This is a genomic window from Cohnella pontilimi (assembly GCF_005049045.1).
GTDB lineage: Bacteria > Bacillota > Bacilli > Paenibacillales > Paenibacillaceae > Cohnella > Cohnella pontilimi.
On sequence record NZ_SUPK01000010.1, the window covers coordinates 72,047 to 90,631 of the forward strand.

General features: G+C 52.3%; 19 protein-coding genes and 1 riboswitch. Of the genes, 14 read left to right on the forward strand and 5 right to left on the reverse strand.

Going from position 1 to position 18,585, the window contains the following annotated elements; translation table 11 throughout:
- Positions 1-58: 58 nt before the first annotated feature.
- The 9 genes from E5161_RS18650 to E5161_RS18690 all read left to right on the forward strand — a co-directional run bounded on the left by E5161_RS18650 (position 59) and on the right by E5161_RS18690 (position 8,529).
- A complete protein-coding gene (locus E5161_RS18650) occupies positions 59-1,360 on the forward strand; it encodes an MFS transporter (protein WP_246042426.1) in 1,302 nt (433 codons plus the stop codon).
- Between the two features lie 67 nt (positions 1,361-1,427).
- A riboswitch (purine riboswitch) is annotated at positions 1,428-1,531 on the forward strand.
- Positions 1,532-1,696: 165 nt separating this feature from the next.
- The gene (locus tag E5161_RS18655) at positions 1,697-2,314 is read left to right on the forward strand and encodes a xanthine phosphoribosyltransferase (protein WP_136779399.1); all 618 of its coding nucleotides are present in this window, start codon (positions 1,697-1,699) and stop codon (positions 2,312-2,314) included.
- On the forward strand, positions 2,307-3,605 hold the full coding sequence (locus E5161_RS18660; protein ID WP_136779400.1) for a nucleobase:cation symporter-2 family protein: 1,299 nt from the start codon (positions 2,307-2,309) through the stop codon (positions 3,603-3,605). Before E5161_RS18655 ends, E5161_RS18660 begins: the two co-directional genes overlap by 8 nt.
- Positions 3,606-3,804: 199 nt before the next feature.
- On the forward strand, positions 3,805-4,770 hold the full coding sequence (locus E5161_RS18665) for an ABC transporter ATP-binding protein (RefSeq protein WP_136779401.1): 966 nt from the start codon (positions 3,805-3,807) through the stop codon (positions 4,768-4,770).
- Complete coding sequence (locus tag E5161_RS18670) at positions 4,736-5,545, forward strand: ABC transporter permease (protein WP_136779402.1); 810 nt, start codon at positions 4,736-4,738, stop codon at positions 5,543-5,545. The genes E5161_RS18665 and E5161_RS18670 overlap by 35 nt, the downstream gene beginning before the upstream one ends.
- A 352-nt stretch (positions 5,546-5,897) precedes the next feature.
- Positions 5,898-6,437 carry a dihydrofolate reductase family protein gene (locus tag E5161_RS18675; RefSeq protein WP_136779403.1) on the forward strand — a complete coding sequence of 180 codons (540 nt, stop codon included), beginning with the start codon at positions 5,898-5,900 and terminating at the stop codon, positions 6,435-6,437.
- A 59-nt stretch (positions 6,438-6,496) separates the two neighbouring features.
- Positions 6,497-6,721, forward strand: a complete 225-nt coding sequence (locus E5161_RS18680) for a hypothetical protein (RefSeq protein ID WP_136779404.1) — start codon at positions 6,497-6,499, stop codon at positions 6,719-6,721.
- 119 nt (positions 6,722-6,840) lie between these two features.
- Positions 6,841-7,275: a MerR family transcriptional regulator gene (locus tag E5161_RS18685; RefSeq protein ID WP_136779405.1), complete on the forward strand. Its 435-nt coding sequence runs from the start codon at positions 6,841-6,843 to the stop codon at positions 7,273-7,275.
- Between the two features lie 9 nt (positions 7,276-7,284).
- On the forward strand, positions 7,285-8,529 hold the full coding sequence (locus E5161_RS18690) for an MFS transporter (protein WP_136779406.1): 1,245 nt from the start codon (positions 7,285-7,287) through the stop codon (positions 8,527-8,529).
- On the opposite strand, the gene E5161_RS18695 is transcribed toward E5161_RS18690, so the two are convergent.
- From E5161_RS18695 to E5161_RS18715, 5 genes are all read right to left on the reverse strand, one after another.
- Positions 8,526-8,840 (reverse strand): hypothetical protein, encoded by a 315-nt coding sequence (locus E5161_RS18695; RefSeq protein ID WP_136779407.1) that lies wholly within the window; start codon positions 8,838-8,840, stop codon positions 8,526-8,528. The genes E5161_RS18690 and E5161_RS18695 overlap by 4 nt on opposite strands.
- On the reverse strand, positions 8,833-9,201 hold the full coding sequence (locus E5161_RS18700) for a DUF6864 domain-containing function (RefSeq protein ID WP_136779408.1): 369 nt from the start codon (positions 9,199-9,201) through the stop codon (positions 8,833-8,835). Before E5161_RS18700 ends, E5161_RS18695 begins: the two co-directional genes overlap by 8 nt.
- A 599-nt stretch (positions 9,202-9,800) precedes the next feature.
- Positions 9,801-10,289 carry a hypothetical protein gene (locus E5161_RS18705; protein ID WP_136779409.1) on the reverse strand — a complete coding sequence of 163 codons (489 nt, stop codon included), beginning with the start codon at positions 10,287-10,289 and terminating at the stop codon, positions 9,801-9,803.
- 354 nt (positions 10,290-10,643) lie between these two features.
- Positions 10,644-11,333 carry a response regulator gene (locus tag E5161_RS18710; RefSeq protein WP_136779410.1) on the reverse strand — a complete coding sequence of 230 codons (690 nt, stop codon included), beginning with the start codon at positions 11,331-11,333 and terminating at the stop codon, positions 10,644-10,646.
- Positions 11,330-12,919, reverse strand: coding sequence for an ATP-binding protein (locus E5161_RS18715; RefSeq protein ID WP_136779411.1), 1,590 nt, complete (start codon positions 12,917-12,919; stop codon positions 11,330-11,332). The genes E5161_RS18710 and E5161_RS18715 overlap by 4 nt, the downstream gene beginning before the upstream one ends.
- A gap of 224 nt (positions 12,920-13,143) precedes the next feature.
- Between E5161_RS18715 and E5161_RS18720 the strand changes: the two genes are divergently transcribed.
- From E5161_RS18720 to E5161_RS18740, 5 genes are all read left to right on the forward strand, one after another.
- Positions 13,144-14,100, forward strand: coding sequence for a tripartite tricarboxylate transporter substrate binding protein (locus E5161_RS18720; RefSeq protein WP_246042436.1), 957 nt, complete (start codon positions 13,144-13,146; stop codon positions 14,098-14,100).
- A 94-nt stretch (positions 14,101-14,194) separates the two neighbouring features.
- On the forward strand, positions 14,195-14,662 hold the full coding sequence (locus E5161_RS18725) for a tripartite tricarboxylate transporter TctB family protein (RefSeq protein WP_136779413.1): 468 nt from the start codon (positions 14,195-14,197) through the stop codon (positions 14,660-14,662).
- 18 nt (positions 14,663-14,680) lie between these two features.
- Positions 14,681-16,207 carry a tripartite tricarboxylate transporter permease gene (locus E5161_RS18730; RefSeq protein WP_136779414.1) on the forward strand — a complete coding sequence of 509 codons (1,527 nt, stop codon included), beginning with the start codon at positions 14,681-14,683 and terminating at the stop codon, positions 16,205-16,207.
- A 37-nt stretch (positions 16,208-16,244) separates the two neighbouring features.
- Entirely contained in the window at positions 16,245-17,651 is a 1,407-nt protein-coding gene (locus E5161_RS18735) for an NAD-dependent malic enzyme (RefSeq protein WP_136779415.1), read from the forward strand.
- Entirely contained in the window at positions 17,651-18,574 is a 924-nt protein-coding gene (locus tag E5161_RS18740) for an AEC family transporter (RefSeq protein ID WP_136779416.1), read from the forward strand. Before E5161_RS18735 ends, E5161_RS18740 begins: the two co-directional genes overlap by 1 nt.
- The last annotated feature ends 11 nt before the right edge of the window (positions 18,575-18,585 follow it).

Sequence of the window (18,585 nt, forward strand, 5' to 3'; positions counted from 1 at the left end):
GGGTTCGTTGTATAATAGAATGCAACATAGGGTTTAACGAAAAGGTGGTTTCAGACTGGTGTCGGATGTGATCAAGAGTTACGCGGATTCTCTTGAAAAGCAGCATCAGCTCTATCGGCGGTCCTTAGTCATCGTGGTCATCGCGCAGCTTTTCGGCGGTGCCGGGCTTGCGGCAGGCGTGACCGTCGGAGCGTTAATTGCGCAAGACATGCTAGGCACAGATAACTTTGCGGGGATTCCGTCCGCCTTGTTGACGATTGGCTCTGCCGTGTCGGCGCTTCTTGTAGGGCGGCTCTCTCAACGTTATGGCCGCCGGGCGGGATTGGCGACAGGCTTCATCGCCGGAGGGATCGGTGCAATCGGGATCGTGATTGCGGCAGTCGTCAACAATCTCGCGCTGCTTTTCGCTTCGATGCTGGTCTATGGTGCCGGTACGTCGACCAATTTACAAGCGCGATATGCCGGAACCGACTTGGCCAAGCCCGCCCAGCGGGCAAGAGCCATCAGTGTCGCCATGGTGGCGACGACTTTCGGCGCCGTGACGGGACCGAATCTCGTCGATGTGATGGGACGTTTCGCCGCGTCTCTGGGCATTCCCGCCTTGGCGGGTCCGTTCGTTCTCGCGGCAGCCGCCTTCCTTATGGCCGGTTTTATTTTTTGGGCGCTGCTTCGTCCGGATCCGTTTATGGTTGCGAAAGCCATTGCCGAAGGGCAAACAACGAATGTACGCGATGAGCCGGCCGCGGATCCGAAAGTACCCGCGATCCGTCAACGTGGAATCATGGTCGGCACATCCGTCATGGTCTTCACGCAAATCGTCATGGTGGCCATCATGACGATGACGCCGGTCCACATGAAGCATCACGGACACAGTCTCGGTGAGGTAGGCATGGTCATTGGGTTTCATATTGCCGCGATGTATCTCCCTTCATTGGTAACCGGTGTTCTTGTGGACAAACTTGGTCACACCATAATGTCCTACGCATCGGGCGTTACGTTACTATTGGCCGGAATTGTTGCCGCGGCAGCGCCGGGCGATTCGATGTTCCTGCTTATCGTCGCTCTTTCGTTGCTCGGTCTCGGCTGGAACTTCGGTTTGATCAGCGGTACCGCACAAATAATTGAAGCGACGCCCGTCGCCACGCGAGCAAAGACGCAAGGCACCGTGGATGTCCTGATTGCTTTGGCGGGAGCGTCGGGCGGAGCTTTGTCCGGTGTGGTTGTGGCGAATGCCAGTTTTACCGTCCTCGCTCTTGGGGGAAGTATCCTTTCTCTGCTGCTGATTCCGATCGTGATCGGGTCGCAAAAATTTCGCCTAAAGGAAACGCGGGAGCGGGATGCGATATCGGAAATACGGTAACTTTTAATACTGTTGATTATTGGAATTAAAAACGTCTTGAAGGTTTGGAAACGCACGTGTATGATACAAGATATAATTTCATAGCACTCGTATAATCTTGGGGATATGGCCCATAAGTTTCTACCGGATGACCAACGTAATCGTCCGACTATGAGTGAAAGCGTGTCTAGGGTTCCGTTTTCTTTGCTTTGCGGCGGGAAAAGCTGGTCCAAGCGGCACGGGCACATGCGTGTGCTACACCATGAGGGACAAAAACCCAGAAGGACAGGTTTCACTTGAGAGAATGGCTCAAGGAACCTGTCCTTTTTTATTTGAAAAAGGAGCGGTGACGTCACCATGAAATGCCTTGAAGACCGTATACGCCAAGAGGGAGAGATTTTGTCCGACAAAGTGCTGAAAGTCGATTCGTTCCTTAATCATCAAGTGGATGCGGAGCTTGCGCTGGAGATCGGACGAGAATTTGGCCGGATTTTCGGCGATCAACCGGTCACCAAAGTACTGACCGTAGAGGCGAGCGGCATTCAGTTTGCGATGGCGACGGCGATCGCGCTCGGTGTCCCCTTCATTTATGCCAAAAAGAAAAAGGTCGCCACTCTTAGCGAGGGCGTATATTCGGCACCCGTGCATTCGTTTACCCGACAGGAAACGTATCAGATCAGCATCTCGCACAAATATCTCGGTCCCCGCGACAAAGTAGTAATTGTAGATGATTTTCTCGCAACGGGTGCGGCGCTGCTGGGTCTGGTGGACATCGTGAAAGAAGCGGGGGCAGAGCTTCTGGGCGTCGGCTGTGTGATCGAGAAAAGCTTCCAGGAAGGCCGCGGACTGCTGGAAGAGAAGGGCGTGCGGGTGCACTCCTTGGCCCGTATTGCCTCGATGTCGCCAGGTGAGATTCACTTCGTGGAAGATAATTTAACCATCCAAAATAATCGGGAGAGATTACTCAATGCTTAGCAAACAAAAAGTCGTCACCTTAGGTTTGCAACATGTGCTGGCTATGTATGCCGGAGCGGTTGTGGTACCCCTGATTATCGGCGGAGCGCTCCACCTGACGGGCGCACAGATCGCTTATCTGATCGCTGCCGACTTATTTACGTGCGGGATCGCGACCATTCTGCAAGTCATGGGGACGAAGTACTTCGGCAGCCGACTGCCGGTTGTGCTGGGATGTACCTTCACCGCAGTCGGCCCAATTATTGCCATTGCTGCGACTTCGAATTTAGCCACAGCATACGGAGCCATCATCATTTCCGGTTTGTTTGTTGTCGCAGCCGCGCCGTTATACGGCAAATTGCTGAAGTTTTTCCCTACGATCGTCACCGGGTCAGTCGTCACGATCATCGGTCTTTCCCTGATTCCCGTCGCCATGAATAATGCGGCGGGGGGTCAGGGCAGCCCGGAATTCGGCCAGCCGCGCCAGTTAATTCTTGCGCTTCTCACGCTGCTCGTCATTCTCATCGTGAATCGCTTTGCCACCGGATTCGTGCGTGCGATCTCCGTTCTCCTCGGGCTTGCGGCCGGAACGGCTGCCGGATATGCGATGGGGCTCGTCGATTTCTCCACCGTTTCCAAAGCATCGTGGGTCAGCATTGCTCAGCCTTTCTATTTTGGGACGCCAGAGTTCAGCATCACGGCGATTATCACGATGGTGATCGTGTGCATAGTCAGCATGGTGGAATCTACGGGAGTTTACTTTGCCGTAGGCAGAGCGACGGAGCAAAATGTGGAACAGAAGCAGATTGTGGCCGGCCTGCGTTCCGAAGGCGTTGCGATTATGCTCGGCGGCATTTTCAATGCATTTCCGTATACCGCTTTCTCTCAAAATGTCGGCTTAATTACGCTCACTCGGGTGAAATCCCGGAATGTGATTTTTGCAGCCGGCGGCATTATGGTGGTGCTCGGCTTGCTCCCGAAGCTTGCCGCTTTGACGACCGTCGTTCCAAATGCGGTGCTTGGCGGCGCGATGATTGTCATGTTCGGATCCGTTGCCGCCTCCGGTATATCGATTTTGTCGGAGGTCGATCTGCGCAAAGGCGACAATCTGCTGATCGTCGCATGCAGCGTCGCGGTCGGAATGGGCTCGGCAACCGTTCCTCAAATGTTCGACCAACTGCCCGATTTCGCCAAAATGCTTCTGCAAAACGGTATCGTGTCCGGCTCGTTAACCGCTATCCTTCTGAATTTGTTTCTATCTAAGCGGGAAACGAACGTAGAAGTAGAACAGAAAAACAGCGCCGCAGCGTGAAGAAAAAATAATCCATAACACGAACATAAGAAGCCTCCAACCCGCTGTAAAGCGAGATGGAGGCTTTTTCTTGTAGCGTTCGAGCAGAATTCGGCTGCTCGGTCCTCAGACGGATCATCGTTCAAACCGAAGACGCTTCCAAGGTTACTAGGGATATGGTAACCTGAGTCCAATAATCCACTAATTGGGAGAGTTTCGGATGAACGTCGTTTTTGAAATTGACCACGTAAGCAAGGTTTATAAAAAAGGAAAAGTGAAAGCCAATCGGGACATTCATTTCGATGTGCTGAAAGGAGAAGTGCTAGGGCTGCTCGGCCCCAACGGAGCGGGGAAGTCCACGCTGATTCAGCAGATGGTCGCACATTTGGCGCCCAGCGAGGGAGAGATACGCTATGAAGGTGTGAACGTTTTGAAGCAGCCGAAGCGAGTGGCGCAGAATGTCGCTTACTATGCGCAGGAGCCTCATACGCTAACTTCGTTGAAAGTTTGGGAAGCCCTGTGTTTTACCGGGATGCTTCGCGGCATAGAGAAGAAAGAAGCGCTCCGGCAAGCGGATGAACTGCTGGAACGTTTCGAAATGACGGATCTGCGTACCAAGCAGCTGAAGCATATCTCCGGCGGGCAAAAACGCATGGTGGGAATCGGCACGGCATTAATCGGGAGAGCGCCTGTCCTCATTTTTGACGAGCCGACGAATGAGCTGGACCCGAAAAAGCGGCGTTTGGTGTGGGATTTGATCCAGGAACGGAACCAAGAAGGCGCGACCGTCATTCTGGTGACCCACAATGTATTGGAGGCTGAACAAGTTGTAGATCGGGTGGCAGTCATCAATCACGGCAGGTTGTTTGCGATTGACCATGTCTCGAAATTAAAGCAAAAAGTCGATCAACGGCTTAAGTTCGAACTGGTGTCGGAGATGGGAAAGAGTGATGAACTAGAGCATAAGCTCGCCACATGGGGAGAGTTTGTGAAGACGGGCGAAAATAGATTGAGACTGCTGATCGAGAAGCAGGAAGCGAGTCGGCTCCTTGATTTTATAGTGGGCAACCCGCAGCTCCCGATCGAAGAATACGCGGTCGTGCCGCCGAGTCTTGAAGATGTTTATTTTTATATCGAAAAGGAGAAAGAACATGAGCATGTCGGAGCTGCCTCTGCACGGGGTTAATCAGGAGCAAGCCTTGCTCACTAGAGGCGCAAGGAGATACATGGTGGAATTGGGCATATTGTTTCGCATTCAATTTTCCATTATCCGCGACTCTTGGGTGTGGGTGATCTTGATGGCGTCGATGTTTCCTTTCATGACGCTGATGTTCATGAGGTTTTTCATGACCAATCCAACGCCGGACATGATCATTCGAAGTATTACCGGGAATATGCTGTTCGGCGTGATCGCGATGGGAATGAACGGAATGGCCCAGGAGATTTCTTGGCAGAAGCATCAGGGACATTTTACTTTCTACGCCGCACTGCCGATCTCGAAGTTCAATTTCGTTCTCGCCAATTTGATTCGCGGATTGATTTCCAATATACCGTCGGTCATTATACTCGCCATTATCGGGCAGCTTGTCTACGGAGTGACGTTTCACTACAGTTGGGGACTCATTCCGGTACTGCTCTTATCCATTTTCAGTATCGTCGGTATTGGTGTGTGCCTAGGATTTTCATCGCCCAACCATCAGTTGACGAACATGCTGTCTCAAGTGTTGATGATGGTAGTGACGTTCCTCACCCCCATTATGATGGATATCCATCAGCTGCCTAAGGTGCTTCAATGGTTCTCGTATATATTTCCTTCCACTTACGCCGCGGAGGCTTTACAGCAAATATTACTGACGGGATGGACGACTGTGGTTACGAGGGATGCATTGATCTTGTCTGGGTTTTCAGTCGTTTGCTATCTCGTGATTAACAAAAGCGTCAGCTGGCGCGTGAATAAGTAACCATGGAACTGACTCAAACGTCACCGCCGGTGGCTTCAGGTCAGTTCCTTTTATTGACAGCCGCATGAAATATTATTATTATCGGAGCGTTTACCGGATGACCATTGTGATTCCGCGGAAATAGGCTTTTACATTATACTCATAATAAGGAGTTGCCGGAATGTTCAGTATTTATTACCAACGATATAAGGTATGGTTTTGGCTGTTCCTCACTCTGCTATTCTGTTTTAGCTTGGTCGCCAAAATCCTTCACGGAGCGCTATACGAAATCATATTAAACGCTGCTACGGTAGTTGTCTGTTTGATCAAGTTCATCCGTGTTTCACTCAGAAAAAAATAGGAAGGTGTGTTCATGAGGAAGCTTATCGTTCAAGAGTTCGTTACGATCGATGGCTATTTTGCAGGTCCTGCAGGAGAAATTGACTGGCATGTTCCGGATGAGGAATATGGCGAATATGCGGAAAATTTTCTTCGCTCAGTAGACGCGCTGCTATTCGGACGAGTGACGTACGAGCTTCTGGCAGGCTATTGGCCGACGGCAACCGATAGCATTGCCGATCTCATGAATGCGATCCCGAAATTTGTTTTTTCCAAAACGCTTACGGAAGCGGGCTGGCAAAATACTAAGCTGGTAAAAGAAAATATCGCGCAAGAGATTAACCGGCTTAAATTGCAACCGGGTAAAAACTTAGCGGTATTGGGAAGTGCCGAACTCGTCTCTCATTTGTTAAATGAAGGGTTGGTCGACGAATTTCAACTTACTGTTGCACCCGTTATTTTAGGCGGGGGAAAGCCTTTGTTTAAGGACATTGACCATCGAGTCAACATGAGGCTTCTCCATACGAGGACGCTTCGTTCCGGATGCGTTCAACTGTCCTGCCAACCGGAGTGATCACTGTTCATGGAAGCAGATCCCGACGGGATTCGCGGGCAAGGCGCATCGCTTCTTGTTTGTCGGCTACCTGGAGCTTGTTCAAAATATTGGTGAAGCGCGCATTTTTCTTAAAGGCCTCGGAATCTTCCGCATTGGTCACATTAGCACTGCTGATTGCCGATATGTTCACCCCTGATCTGCCGTTTTTCTCGCTGATTCATCTGATGGTCATGCTGTTCGGCGTGAAGTTGGCTTTCGAAAAAAAGACGGACTTGTCCGCTAAGGAGCAATTGGCTGCGTAAGCCGGCGAAACCCCCGTTCGATGGATGGGGGTTTATCATTGGTGCAAAGTTAACGTTGACGTTAAGGTTAAACGGTGCTATTTTATTTATTATCGCACATGGAAGAAGAGGGAGGAAAAATGAACCGGTATAAAATCGAGGATGTCGCAAAGGAATGCGGATTAACGAAGCGGACGATACGTTATTACGAGGAGATCGGGCTGCTGTTCCCTCCCGAGCGGAGCGAAGGCGGCTTTCGTATTTATACCGACAAACATATCGAACGGCTAAAGCAGATCATTAACGCCCGCGACGTGCTGGGCATTTCTTTGCAGGAACTGCAGGAGTTCATTTCCATCAGCGAACAGTTTAACAACCAGCGGCAAGAGGTCAGACAGATTCAAGACAAGGAACTGAAGCTGGAGAAGGTCGCGGGGCTGAAACAAACGCTCAGCCAGCAGCTGCGGCTTATCGATCAAAAGATGGATAAGTTGACGGCGATCCGAGCACAATGCAGCGAATTGTACGATCGGGTGCTTGCCGCGGAAGATAGAATCAAATCGGAGCAGGAGTGAGAGGAAAATATGGCAACAACAACTAAAGATACAGCATCGGTGGCGACATCGGCCGGTCAGACACGGGAAAAGTCCGGAATATTGAATCAACCGAGGGCGGTATGGGCCGTTTTTTTCGCAGGCATAATCGCGTTTATGGGAATTGGCCTTGTCGACCCTATATTGCTGAGCATTGCGCATGATATGGGAGCCTCGCCGAGTGAGGTCAGCCTGTTATTTACGAGTTACAACGCGGTGATGGCAGTCGCCATGCTCATTACCGGCACGATTACATCCAGAATCGGAATGAAAGCGACGCTGCTCCTGGGAATCGTGATTATTGCCGTGTTTTCAGGACTTGGCGGCATGTCGGATAGTATCTGGACACTCGTCGGCCTGCGCGGCGGGTGGGGATTCGGGAATGCGTTGTTTGTCGCGACGGCCTTAACAGCGATCGTATCCTTGTCCACAAGCGGAGTGACCAAAGCCATTGTGTTGTACGAGGCGGCCATCGGGATCGGTATATCTGCGGGCCCGTTGGTCGGCGGGGAGCTGGGCGCCATTTCGTGGAGGGGGCCATTTCTTGGAGTCGCCGCACTAATGGTCATTGCCTTCATCGCGCTGATCACGATGATGCCGAAACAGAACAGCCATCAGGTGCAAGGCGCCAAAAAAACTTCGCTGCTCGACCCGTTCCGCGCGATGAAGCATCGTTCGCTTGTCGTGTTCGGCGTGACGGCGTGCTTGTACAATTTTGGTTTTTTTACCTTAATGTTTTCCGCACCTTATGCGATGGGGCTCGATGAGCATGGGATCGGGTATGTCTTTCTCGGGTGGGGCGTGCTTCTTGCGATAACGTCCGTTTTCATGGCTCCGAAATTGCAGCAAAGATTCGGCACGGTACCGTCCATGTCCGTCATGCTGGTCTTATTCAGCTTGACGCTGCTTGCGATGGGGATCTGGACGGATACGCAATGGGTGATCATCGCATCTGTCATTTTTGCCGGCGCGTTACTGGGCAATAATAATACGTTGATCACCACGGGCGTGATGAATGCCGCCCCGGTTCAGCGTTCCACGGCGTCGGCGGCTTACAGCTTTTTGCGGTTCATCGGAGGAGCAATCGCACCATACTTCGCCGGCAAGCTGGCGGAATGGTATAACCCGCACGTTCCGTTTATTGTGGGAGCGGGATTTGTTCTGCTGTCCGTGTTGTTTGTCGTACTGAACCGCAAGCACGTGAAGCACGTCGACGAAGTCGGGGTCGCGCATTAATTTCCGGAATCCTTCGACCATGAACCGATCAAATATCCGATAATGGTCGATTCCACGGGCAGCACGACTAGAGACCACATTTCCTTTAAGCCGAAGTCGGCCGAACGGTATTTGTCGGGCGTCAACGTATAAACAAGCGCGATGAGCAGAATGATGAGTGCGATCGTGCCGACGATGTAGAGGCGGACGTTGTCTCCTGAGCCGAAAAACTTGCCCAGGAGGCCGAGTTCCGCCTTTCGTTTTTCGCTTTCGGAGTTTGCCGCGATAATTTTGCTGGCCACTTTGGGGTCTTGGATCTCCAGCTTATTCATTCCCGGGGACCCCCTCGCCGGCAAAAAAAGTAAACGTCAGCGCCCATGCTGTCGCATCGAAATTGATGGTGACTTCGTACCGAAGGGAGAGCTTGCGATTGTTCAGTACGCCGAGATGAATCAAGTCATGGTTGCCGGTCGGTTTGCCTCTCGGAAAATTGACGCAGGCAATTCTCACCTCATTGTAGCGGACTAGCCGGATATCCGTCGTGAAGTCGTTCCTTTCCGGTTCCTGCTCGATGCAGAAAACGAACTTGAGAGGATCGTTCTCTTCCGATAGGACGATTTCAATCGGATTCATCCCGTAGGCGAACACTCTGCCGTGATAGGCGACCTCATAACCTCCGGACGTTATTTTCATCGCGATCCCTCCGAGGCGGATTGTCTTCGTACGAGCTCCGTTGTTCTATCTTACGAACGGGATGATGGGCGCATGACAACAGCCGGAGGGCAAACGGCTCTTCTGTTTCACGCACAAAAACAAAAAAGACGTGATCGCTCACGTCTTCGGTACCCTGGATGAAGACCTTACGCTATTACTTCGGCCGGTGCAATCGTTCCGGCCTTCACTAAAGTTGAGAAGTAAGAGGCAGGATCGGGGGAAACACGCGCAATGTGTCTCTGAAAGAGACATACAACCATATGGAGGGTTCGGCAATGCGAAAATAAAAAATGGACTAGCGTGCTAGGTATAGAGAAAAGGATCGGACGCTTAGGGTCAATCCTGATTTTTCTTCGATAATCTATCATAAAGTATATTCAAGAGAAATAAGATGCCCGCACCTAAGACCCCTGAGTAGTTTATGTAATCGTTAAAGAGGTAACCACCTATAGTCCAAGCAATCCCGAACGCAATAGCGGTAAGCAGATGTTTGCCTATTCGTTTATTCATAGAAGTCGCTCCTGTCTAATTAAGAAGTCCGTGCCGGGACTAATCGTATCCCGGCACAGAACATACCATCATGGATTTTTTAGGCCATGCAGCGCAAGTACGTCATCAGGAACTCTCACTAATGTATCAGAATAATAGACATCTATTGGTGTTATATAGCTGTTATTAGTATACCAGATGACTGATTCAACATATGTGTACATCTTATAGTATGTGTTATAGCTTATTCCCTGTCTAACCTGAACATAAGTGTTACCCAAGCCTAATTTGTTTTGAATCCACTGAGTAACAAGTCCAGTCGCTACTGATCCACCAACAGATTTTGCCTCAAGTGCGGGTACTTTTTTTGTGACGATAAACGTGACAGCACTGAAAATCGCCGAATAGACGTAGGAATTATCGAAGGTTTTGTATTCAGAATAGACAAGAGTGTAGCTGGGGCCGCCACCAGGGTCCATGTAATTAATAGGCGGGGCAGCATTTACACGAGCTGACCCGAATGATATGCTACCCAGCAAGACAGCAAAGGCAAAAAGTAAAATTACGATTTTTTTCATCAAATTTGTCTCCTTGATTTGCATTATATATTGTACGCTGGCCAGCGGAACAATCATTTTTCCAATACCACCACTTTATGTAATTTCAAAATAAAAAGTGAACTGCTGCTCTCCCGGCGTGACTCCCAACAATCTCACTGTAGTCAGGTTTTGTCCAATTACAGCGAGGGACTCACGTTCGATGGCGTCTGTAGTCCGAAAAACCCAGCTAAATTATACTTTTCCAGCAGGTCACCTCGAAGAAGGCTTGTAAGTGGCTCAAAATCGGACTACAGGCTCAAAGTTACGGAGTCCTCGTCGGAGGTACCTTCCACACAAAAAAAAGACGTGATCGCTCACGTCTTTAATTCGCACTTACTTCGGCCGGTAAACCCGCTCGGGTCTACCGACGGATCCGTAGGTCAAATCCGCAGTCACCTTGCCCGTGCTGACGAGGTATTCCAGGTATCGCCTGGAGGTGGACCGGCTGATGCCCAGCTGGGCACATACTTGCTCCGCGGTGAACGGTTGGTTCAAGCCCATCATGTAGCCCGTCACTTTATCCAGTGTGAGCTGATCGATACCCTTCGGGAAAGTAGAACGCAGCTTGTCGTTCTCGCCCAGCCGCAGCAGCTCGTCGATCTCATGCTGGTCGACGGTCGCGCGCGAGCGTTCCTGCTCGAGCAAGGAGATTTTCACGCGGAAGCTTTTGTACTTCTCCAATGTTTCTTGAAGCCTCTCGAAAATGACGGGTTTGAGAATATAATCGAAAATGCCCCCGTGGATCGCTTCCCTTACCGTATGCAGCTCTTTCGCCGCCGTAATCATGATGACATCTGTCTGCTTATGGCCCACCTTGATATACCTCAGCAAATCGAGCCCGCTCACATCCGGCATGTATAAATCGAGCAGCACGAGATCAGGCGACAAGATCTCCAGCAGTTCCCGCGCCTGCCGTCCGTCCGTCGCGATTCCCGCCGTTTGAAAGCCCTCTACTTTCTCCACGAAACGTCTGTTGATCTCCGCATTGCGAACGTCGTCTTCCACGATGAGTACCTCAATCATGCCGCGTCGCTCCTTGTCTTGGGCAGGGCTACGGAAAAGCGGGTGCCGCCGGCTTGCCCGGAATGGAACTCGATCGATCCGCCGAGCTCGTCCACCGCCCGCTTGACCAAAGCCAGTCCGAATCCGCGTTTTTGCCCGTTTTTCGTGGAGAAGCCCTCCCTGAAAATATGCTCCGACCAATCCGCCCGGATGCCGGGTCCATTGTCTTCGACTTCGATGATCAAGTCCTGGCCCAAATCGGTAAGGAGCACGGTGACGAGCTTCTCCCCATCGTTCTCCATGACGGCTTCCATCGCGTTGTCCAGCAAATTGCCCAGAATCGTGACCATCGCATTGCGGTCGATCCACGAAGGCACGTCGCGGAACGTGCTGCCTTCATCGATGTTCAGGCGTATTTTCAGCTCCCGCGCCCGGTTGATTTTGCCGAGCAGAAGTCCGCCGATAATCGGATCGGGGATTTCCTTCAAGATGACCTTGAGCAAATCGCTCTGCTTGTCGGATTCCCGGGCGATGAATTCGACCGCTTCCTGATAAGATTCCAGTTGGATTAACCCGGAAATCGTATGCAGCTTATTCGAAAATTCGTGGGTCTGGGCACGCAGGCCGTCGGCGTACTGATTCATCTGTCTGAGCTGCTGCGTGAGCAGGTAAAGCTCGGATTTGTTGCGAAAACTCGAGACGGCGCCAATCACGTTGCCGTGCGGGTCCTTCACCGGCAGACGGTTCACCACGACCTCATGACCGCCGATGATCGCTTCGCTGTCGTATTCCGCTTCACCGGTGCGGATGACCTCCGGCAGGGTGGAATAAGGCAAAACATCCAGCACGTGCTTTCCCAAAATTTCGGATTTGTCGTCCGTCCCCAGAAACCCCAACGCGTTAGGGTTCACCAGGGTAATGATTCCTTTGGCGTTCACCGTGATGATTCCTTCATGAATCGATTCCAAAACGGCTTGTTTCTCCTGATATAATCGGCCGATATCCTCGGGTTCCAGCCCGAATATCGAGCGTTTGACCTTGTTCGCAATGAATGCGGCTCCGGCAGCGCTGAGCAGGAGGGCGGCCAAAGCGATCCAGATAATGATATTTCGAAGATGGACCCCTTCTTCATTGATATCCTCGAAGAGAAATCCGACGGAGACGACGCCGATGATCTCTCCGTTATCGCCATAGATCGGAGTTTTTCCCCGGAGCGACAAGCCGAGGGTGCCGGTGGCCTCCGAGACGATGGATTTCCCTTCAAAAACCGGACCGTTGTCGCCGCCGACCATGGTTTGTCCAATTCTCGACGGAACGGGGTGGGAATACCGGATTCCGTCGCGGTTGCCGACAACGATGAATTCAGCATCGGTCTGTGAGCGGATCTCTTCGACCAACGGTTGAATGGTTTTGGATGGGTTGGCATCGTCGAAAGCATCTTGGAGATCCGGGATGGCTGCCACCGTTTTGGCCAAATGCAGCGCTTTCTCCCCGAGCTGCTCTTTGTAAGTGGACATCCACATTTGCTGGAACGTAAGCGACATCGCCACAATGATCGTAAAAGTAAGGGTACAAGTGAGCAGAATCAGCTTGGTCTGCAAACGCATGGAGGATCACATCGCTTCGTGAATTTTATGAATTTAATAGACACAATGAAGCTAAATCAACTAATGCGCACAAACTAGGCGACCAAGCAAACGTCATGGTACCATCTCAAAGTGTAAGCGTTATCAAGTAACACCGATCAATAGGTAATATATCATAAGGGGGAACTTTGGTGACATTTAAAAATTGGAAATGGAAGGCTGGGTTGGTTGCCGCAGTTGCAGCCATCACCTTGACGGGCTGCGGAGGAGCAGGCGGCAAGTCCGGCGATTATCCTAAGAAACCGATCGTCGTAGTCGCGCCTTCCGGCGCCGGCGGCGGCTGGGACAAAACGGCACGTTCTTTAACGAAGGTGCTTTCCGAAGCGAAACTGGTTGACCAAACGATGACGGTCGAAAACAAGCCGGGCGGCGGCGGTGCCGTATTCCTCGCGGATTATGTAACGCAGGATAAGAAAAATCCGTACAAGCTGTTCGTGAGCTCTCCTCCGATTCTAATCAACAACCTGAAGAAGGAAGGAAACAGCCCGTACGGCTACAAGGATACGACTCCTCTTGCACAATTGACCAAGGACTTCGGCGCCATCGTCGTGAAGGCCGATTCCAAATACGCGGACATCACCGCTCTGATGAACGCTCTGAAAGCGGATCCGACGAAGATCACGGTTGCGGGCGGTTCGGCTCCAGGTTCTATGGACCATGTGATCTCGATCTTGCCGGCATACAAATTCGGCATTGATCCGAAAGCCGTGAAGTATGTCTCGTACGACGGCGGCGGTGAAGCCATTGCAGCTCTTCTCGGCGGCAATGCGGACGTGATCGGTACGGACGTCTCCAGCGCGGCTGAGTATCTTAAAGCCGGCAAAGTGAAAGTGCTTGCGGTTACTTCCGCAGAAAGATTGTCCGGCGATTTCAAAGACATCCCGACGCTGAAAGAGTCCGGCATCGATGCAGAGTTCACCATTTGGCGCGGCGTATTCGGTCCGAAAGAAATGACGGACGATCAGAAAGCTTACTGGGAAAAAACATTAAAGTCGCTGAATGATTCCGACGTTTGGAAAAAAGAACTCCAATCCAACTCTTGGGAGCCGGAGTTCAGATCGGGCGATGAATTCAACAAGTTCCTGGATGACCAGGAAGTTCTGCTCAAGGATGTTCTGACAGCTCTGGGCATGGCGAAATAAGGCAAGCCGTCAAAATAAACGCAGTGACGAAGGCGGGCTCAGCTTCCCCTTCGTCACTTTTTTTCCAAGCAAATTGTGCAATGGGGTGAGGAAAGTGAACAAAGTGTTTGACCGATATGCCAGTATCGTCTTTTTGCTCATTGGTGTGTTATTCGTATGGCAAAGTCAATCGATCGGCACGAGTTCTTATGGAAGCAACGTCGGCCCGGATATCTTTCCGATGGGGCTGGGTGTCGTGATGATTCTTCTAAGCATTCGGTTGTTTTACGAAGTGTTGAAAACGAAAACTTCCGCTTCTTCCGAAGAGGACACCAAACCGGATTACAAGCGGTTTCTGCTTATATTGGCCGCGTCCCTCATTTATGCTTACTTCCTTGAGGACATCGGTTACGTCATCGGGACTTTCTTATTCCTGTTGTTCTCGTTCCAAGTCATTGAGAGAGGAAAATGGCTCGTCTCGATCATCATTTCGGCCGCATTCTCTTATGGCGTTTACTATTTGTTCGTTCAAATATTGGAAGGAAGCCTGCCAGGGTTTCCGTCCTTTATGAATCTGGGCTAGAAGGAGGCCGTGAACAACATGGATGTTTTAAATTTCTTGGCGGACGGCTTCGCAACTGCGCTGCAGTGGAACAACATTCTGTTTGCATTTATCGGCGTTGTCATCGGCACGGCCGTCGGCGTATTGCCGGGGATCGGCCCGATGAGCGGCGTCGCGCTTCTCATCCCCGTGACGGCCAGCATGACGTCCGGCCAGGATCCCGCAAGCGCGGCGACCAGCGCCATCATCCTGCTGGCAGGCGTGTATTACGGTGCCATGTACGGCGGATCCACCACGTCGATTTTGCTGAATACGCCCGGTGAATCTTCTTCCGTCGTGACCACGCTGGACGGTTACCAGATGGCCAAACAAGGAAGAGCGGGAGCTGCTTTGTCCATCGCCGCCATCGGTTCCTTCGCGGCCGGCATTTTCTCTTTGGTTGCTCTGATTGCGCTTGCTCAGCCGCTATCGGATCTGGCAATTAAGTTCGGGCCTGCGGAGTATACCTCCCTGATGCTGCTTGGACTTGCGGCGGTCAGCGGCCTCGCCGGCAAATCGATGACGAAGGCGCTCATCATGACGGTCATGGGACTGCTTCTTGCGACGATCGGGATGGACAACGTTTCCGGCGTGGCCCGGTTCACGTACGGCTTTCCGATTCTTTACGGCGGACTTGAATTTCTGACGATCGCCGTTGGGTTGTTTGCGCTTGGTGAGGTGTTCAAGACAATTATCAACCGGGAATACGCAACGGGCGAAATTGCCAAGGTTGGACGCGTTTTGCCTACCAAGCAGGACATGAAAACGAGCGCGGCCCCGATCGCGCGCGGTTCGATTCTCGGATTCTTCGTTGGCGTGCTTCCCGGCGCCGGCGCCACGCTGGCTTCCTTCTTCAGCTACATCATGGAGAAGAAGATCAGCAAAAACCCCGGCAAGTTCGGCAAAGGAGCCATCGAAGGCGTGGCGGGTCCTGAATCGGCCAACAACGCGGCTTCGGGCGGCGCGATGGTTCCGCTGCTAACGCTCGGCATTCCGGGCTCGGGTACAACCGCCATTCTGATGGGTGCACTCATCATGTACAACGTCCAGCCGGGTCCGCTCCTTTTTGAAGACCATCCGGACGTCGCCTGGGGCTTGATCGCTAGTATGTTCATTGGCAATCTGATGCTTTTGCTGCTCAATATGCCGCTCGTCAAAGTGTTTGCCAAAATCATTGAAACACCGCCGAAATATTTGCTTCCGATCATCGTCGCGATTTCCGTATTCGGCGTCTATGCGGTTCAGTACACGACATTCGATCTGTTGCTGCTGATCGGCTGCGGCATTGCGGGTTATTTCCTGGCGAAGAACGATTATCCGCTGGCTCCGCTTGTTCTGGGTCTGGTGCTCGGTCCGATGATCGAAAACAACATGCGCCGCGCTTTGACCGGCTCGAACGGAGATTTCTCCGTATTTCTCACCAAACCTCTGTCGCTTACATTCCTGGTCGTTGCCGCACTGTGGCTGATCGTTCCGATCTTGCTCAAGATGCGCGGCAAAAAAGTTGTGATCAACGAGGAAGTGTAAGCACCGAACACCTCCGATACGGAAGGGGAAGGCCGGTATGGCAACAAGTTCAAACATCATCATCCGCATGGAGATTCAGAAATCGAAAATTACGTTCGGCGAAGTGGCGATGGCCATCGGAGAATCGGGCGGGGACATCATGGCAACGGACATCATTCACTCCGCCCGTGATTCCGCTATCCGGGACATTACGGTCCACATCCCCGATCACAGCAACTCGAGTCTTCTCGAGCGGCTCAGGGGTATGGACGGTGTAAAGGTCATCAACGTATCGGACAGAACATTCCTTGTCCACCTTGGCGGCAAAATCGAGGTTCAAGCGCGTATGCCGGTCAAAAACCGGGAGGACTTGTCCCACGTTTATACACCCGGCGTAGCGAAAGTGTGCAAAGCGATCCAACAGGACGAAAGCAAGGCGTTCTCTCTCACGATCAAACGCAACACCGTGGCCGTTGTCAGCGACGGCACCGCGGTGCTTGGCTTAGGAGATATCGGGCCGTTCGGCGCCATGCCGGTCATGGAAGGGAAAGCGATGCTGTTCAAGCAGTTCGGCGGCGTGGATGCTTTTCCGATTTGCCTGCAGACCAAGGATACGGAAGAAATCATTCAAACCATTAAAAACATGTCTCCCGCGTTTGGCGGCATCAATCTGGAGGACATCAGCTCTCCGCGCTGCTTCGAAATCGAGGAGCGGTTGAAGCAGGAGCTCGAAATCCCCGTCTTTCACGACGATCAGCACGGAACGGCCGTCGTCATGCTGGCAGGTCTGCTTAACGCGCTCAAGATCGTCGACAAAAAGCTGGAAGACATCAAGGTTGTCGTCATCGGCATAGGCGCGGCGGGTGTCGCTTGTTCCAAAATGATGCTGGCGGCGGGCGTCCGCAACTTGATTGCTGTTGACCGGCAAGGGGCCATTGTTGCGGGTGAGGAGTATTCCAATTCGATGTGGCGGTGGCTCGCGGAGCATTCCAATCCGAACCGCGCCACAGGATCGTTGTCCGAAGTGATCGAGGGTGCGGATGTTTTCCTCGGCTTATCCGGACCCGGCGTGCTCAAGGTGGAAGATGTGAAAAAAATGGCCCGGGATCCGATCATCTTCGCGATGGCAAATCCAGAGCCGGAGATCGATCCTGAAGCCGCCGAACCGTATGTGCGCGTCATGGCGACCGGACGGAGCGATTATCCGAATCAGATCAACAACGTATTGTGTTTCCCGGGTATTTTCCGGGGCGCGTTGGAATGCCGTGCCCGCACGATCAACGAACGGATGAAGCTGGCCGCCGCGGAAGCGATCGCCTCCGTCGTCGGCGCCGAAGAGCTGAACGAGCAGTATATCATCCCGAGTGTCTTTAATGAAGAGGTTGTGGTGAAAGTCAGGGCCGCGGTCATCAAGGCCGCGATCGAAACCGGAGTGGCGAGAAGGGTGCCGAGGGATTTCCGGTAATGGACGTTCTGTTTCTGATCCTTCTTCAGGTGATTTTTCCCGTATTCGCCCTTCTTGCGGCGGGTGCGGGGCTTCACCGGAAGTATCAGTTCGACTTGAGGACCCTCTCCAAGCTCACCACCAACGTGTTTCTGCCGGCCCTGGCGTTCGTTAATATTTATGAAAGCCGAATTGCGGGGGATTTGCTGGCGGAGCTGGTCACTTTCCTGCTCGTGCAGAACGTCGGCCTGATGATCATCAGCGGGATTGCGGCCCGCGCGGCGGGACTCGATCGCAAGGTGGCCGCCACCTTCAAGAACAGCGTGGTGCTGAACAACTCCGGCAATTACGGGCTGCCGGTCAGCCAGCTGGTGTTTGCTGGCAATCCGGTCGGCATGTCCATCCAGGTGGTCGTGACCATATTTCAGAATGTGGTTACCCATACCTATGGGCTGTTCAACTCGATTTCCACCCAAGTGAAGGGCGCCAAAACGATTGTTGAGATGTTCAAAATGCCCATCCTGTACGCGATGCTCGCGGCGGTTGTGCTGAAGGGGCTGGGCGTTGCGATTCCAGGCTTTCTTTGGAAGCCAATCGACAACGTCGCCAACGGATTTGTGGCTGTCGCCTTGTTCACACTGGGGGCTCAGGTGGCCTACTTGAAACTCCGGCGGCCTTCTTTGCCGCTGACGCTGACCGTTATCGGTCGCTTGCTCGTTTCCCCGTCATTGGGCTTGCTGATTATTATGATCATGGGCCTGGAGGGCGTGACCGCGCAGGCGCTGTTCATCGCCAGCGCTTATCCTTGTTCCCGCAACACGGCGTTGTTTGCCCTGGAATACGACAACGATCCTGACTATGCGGCGGAAGCCGTGCTGCTTACGACTCTTTTAAGTGCCATTACGGTCACCGTTGTCGTGTATCTTTCCAAAATATTGTGGTAGAGGAGGCTTAC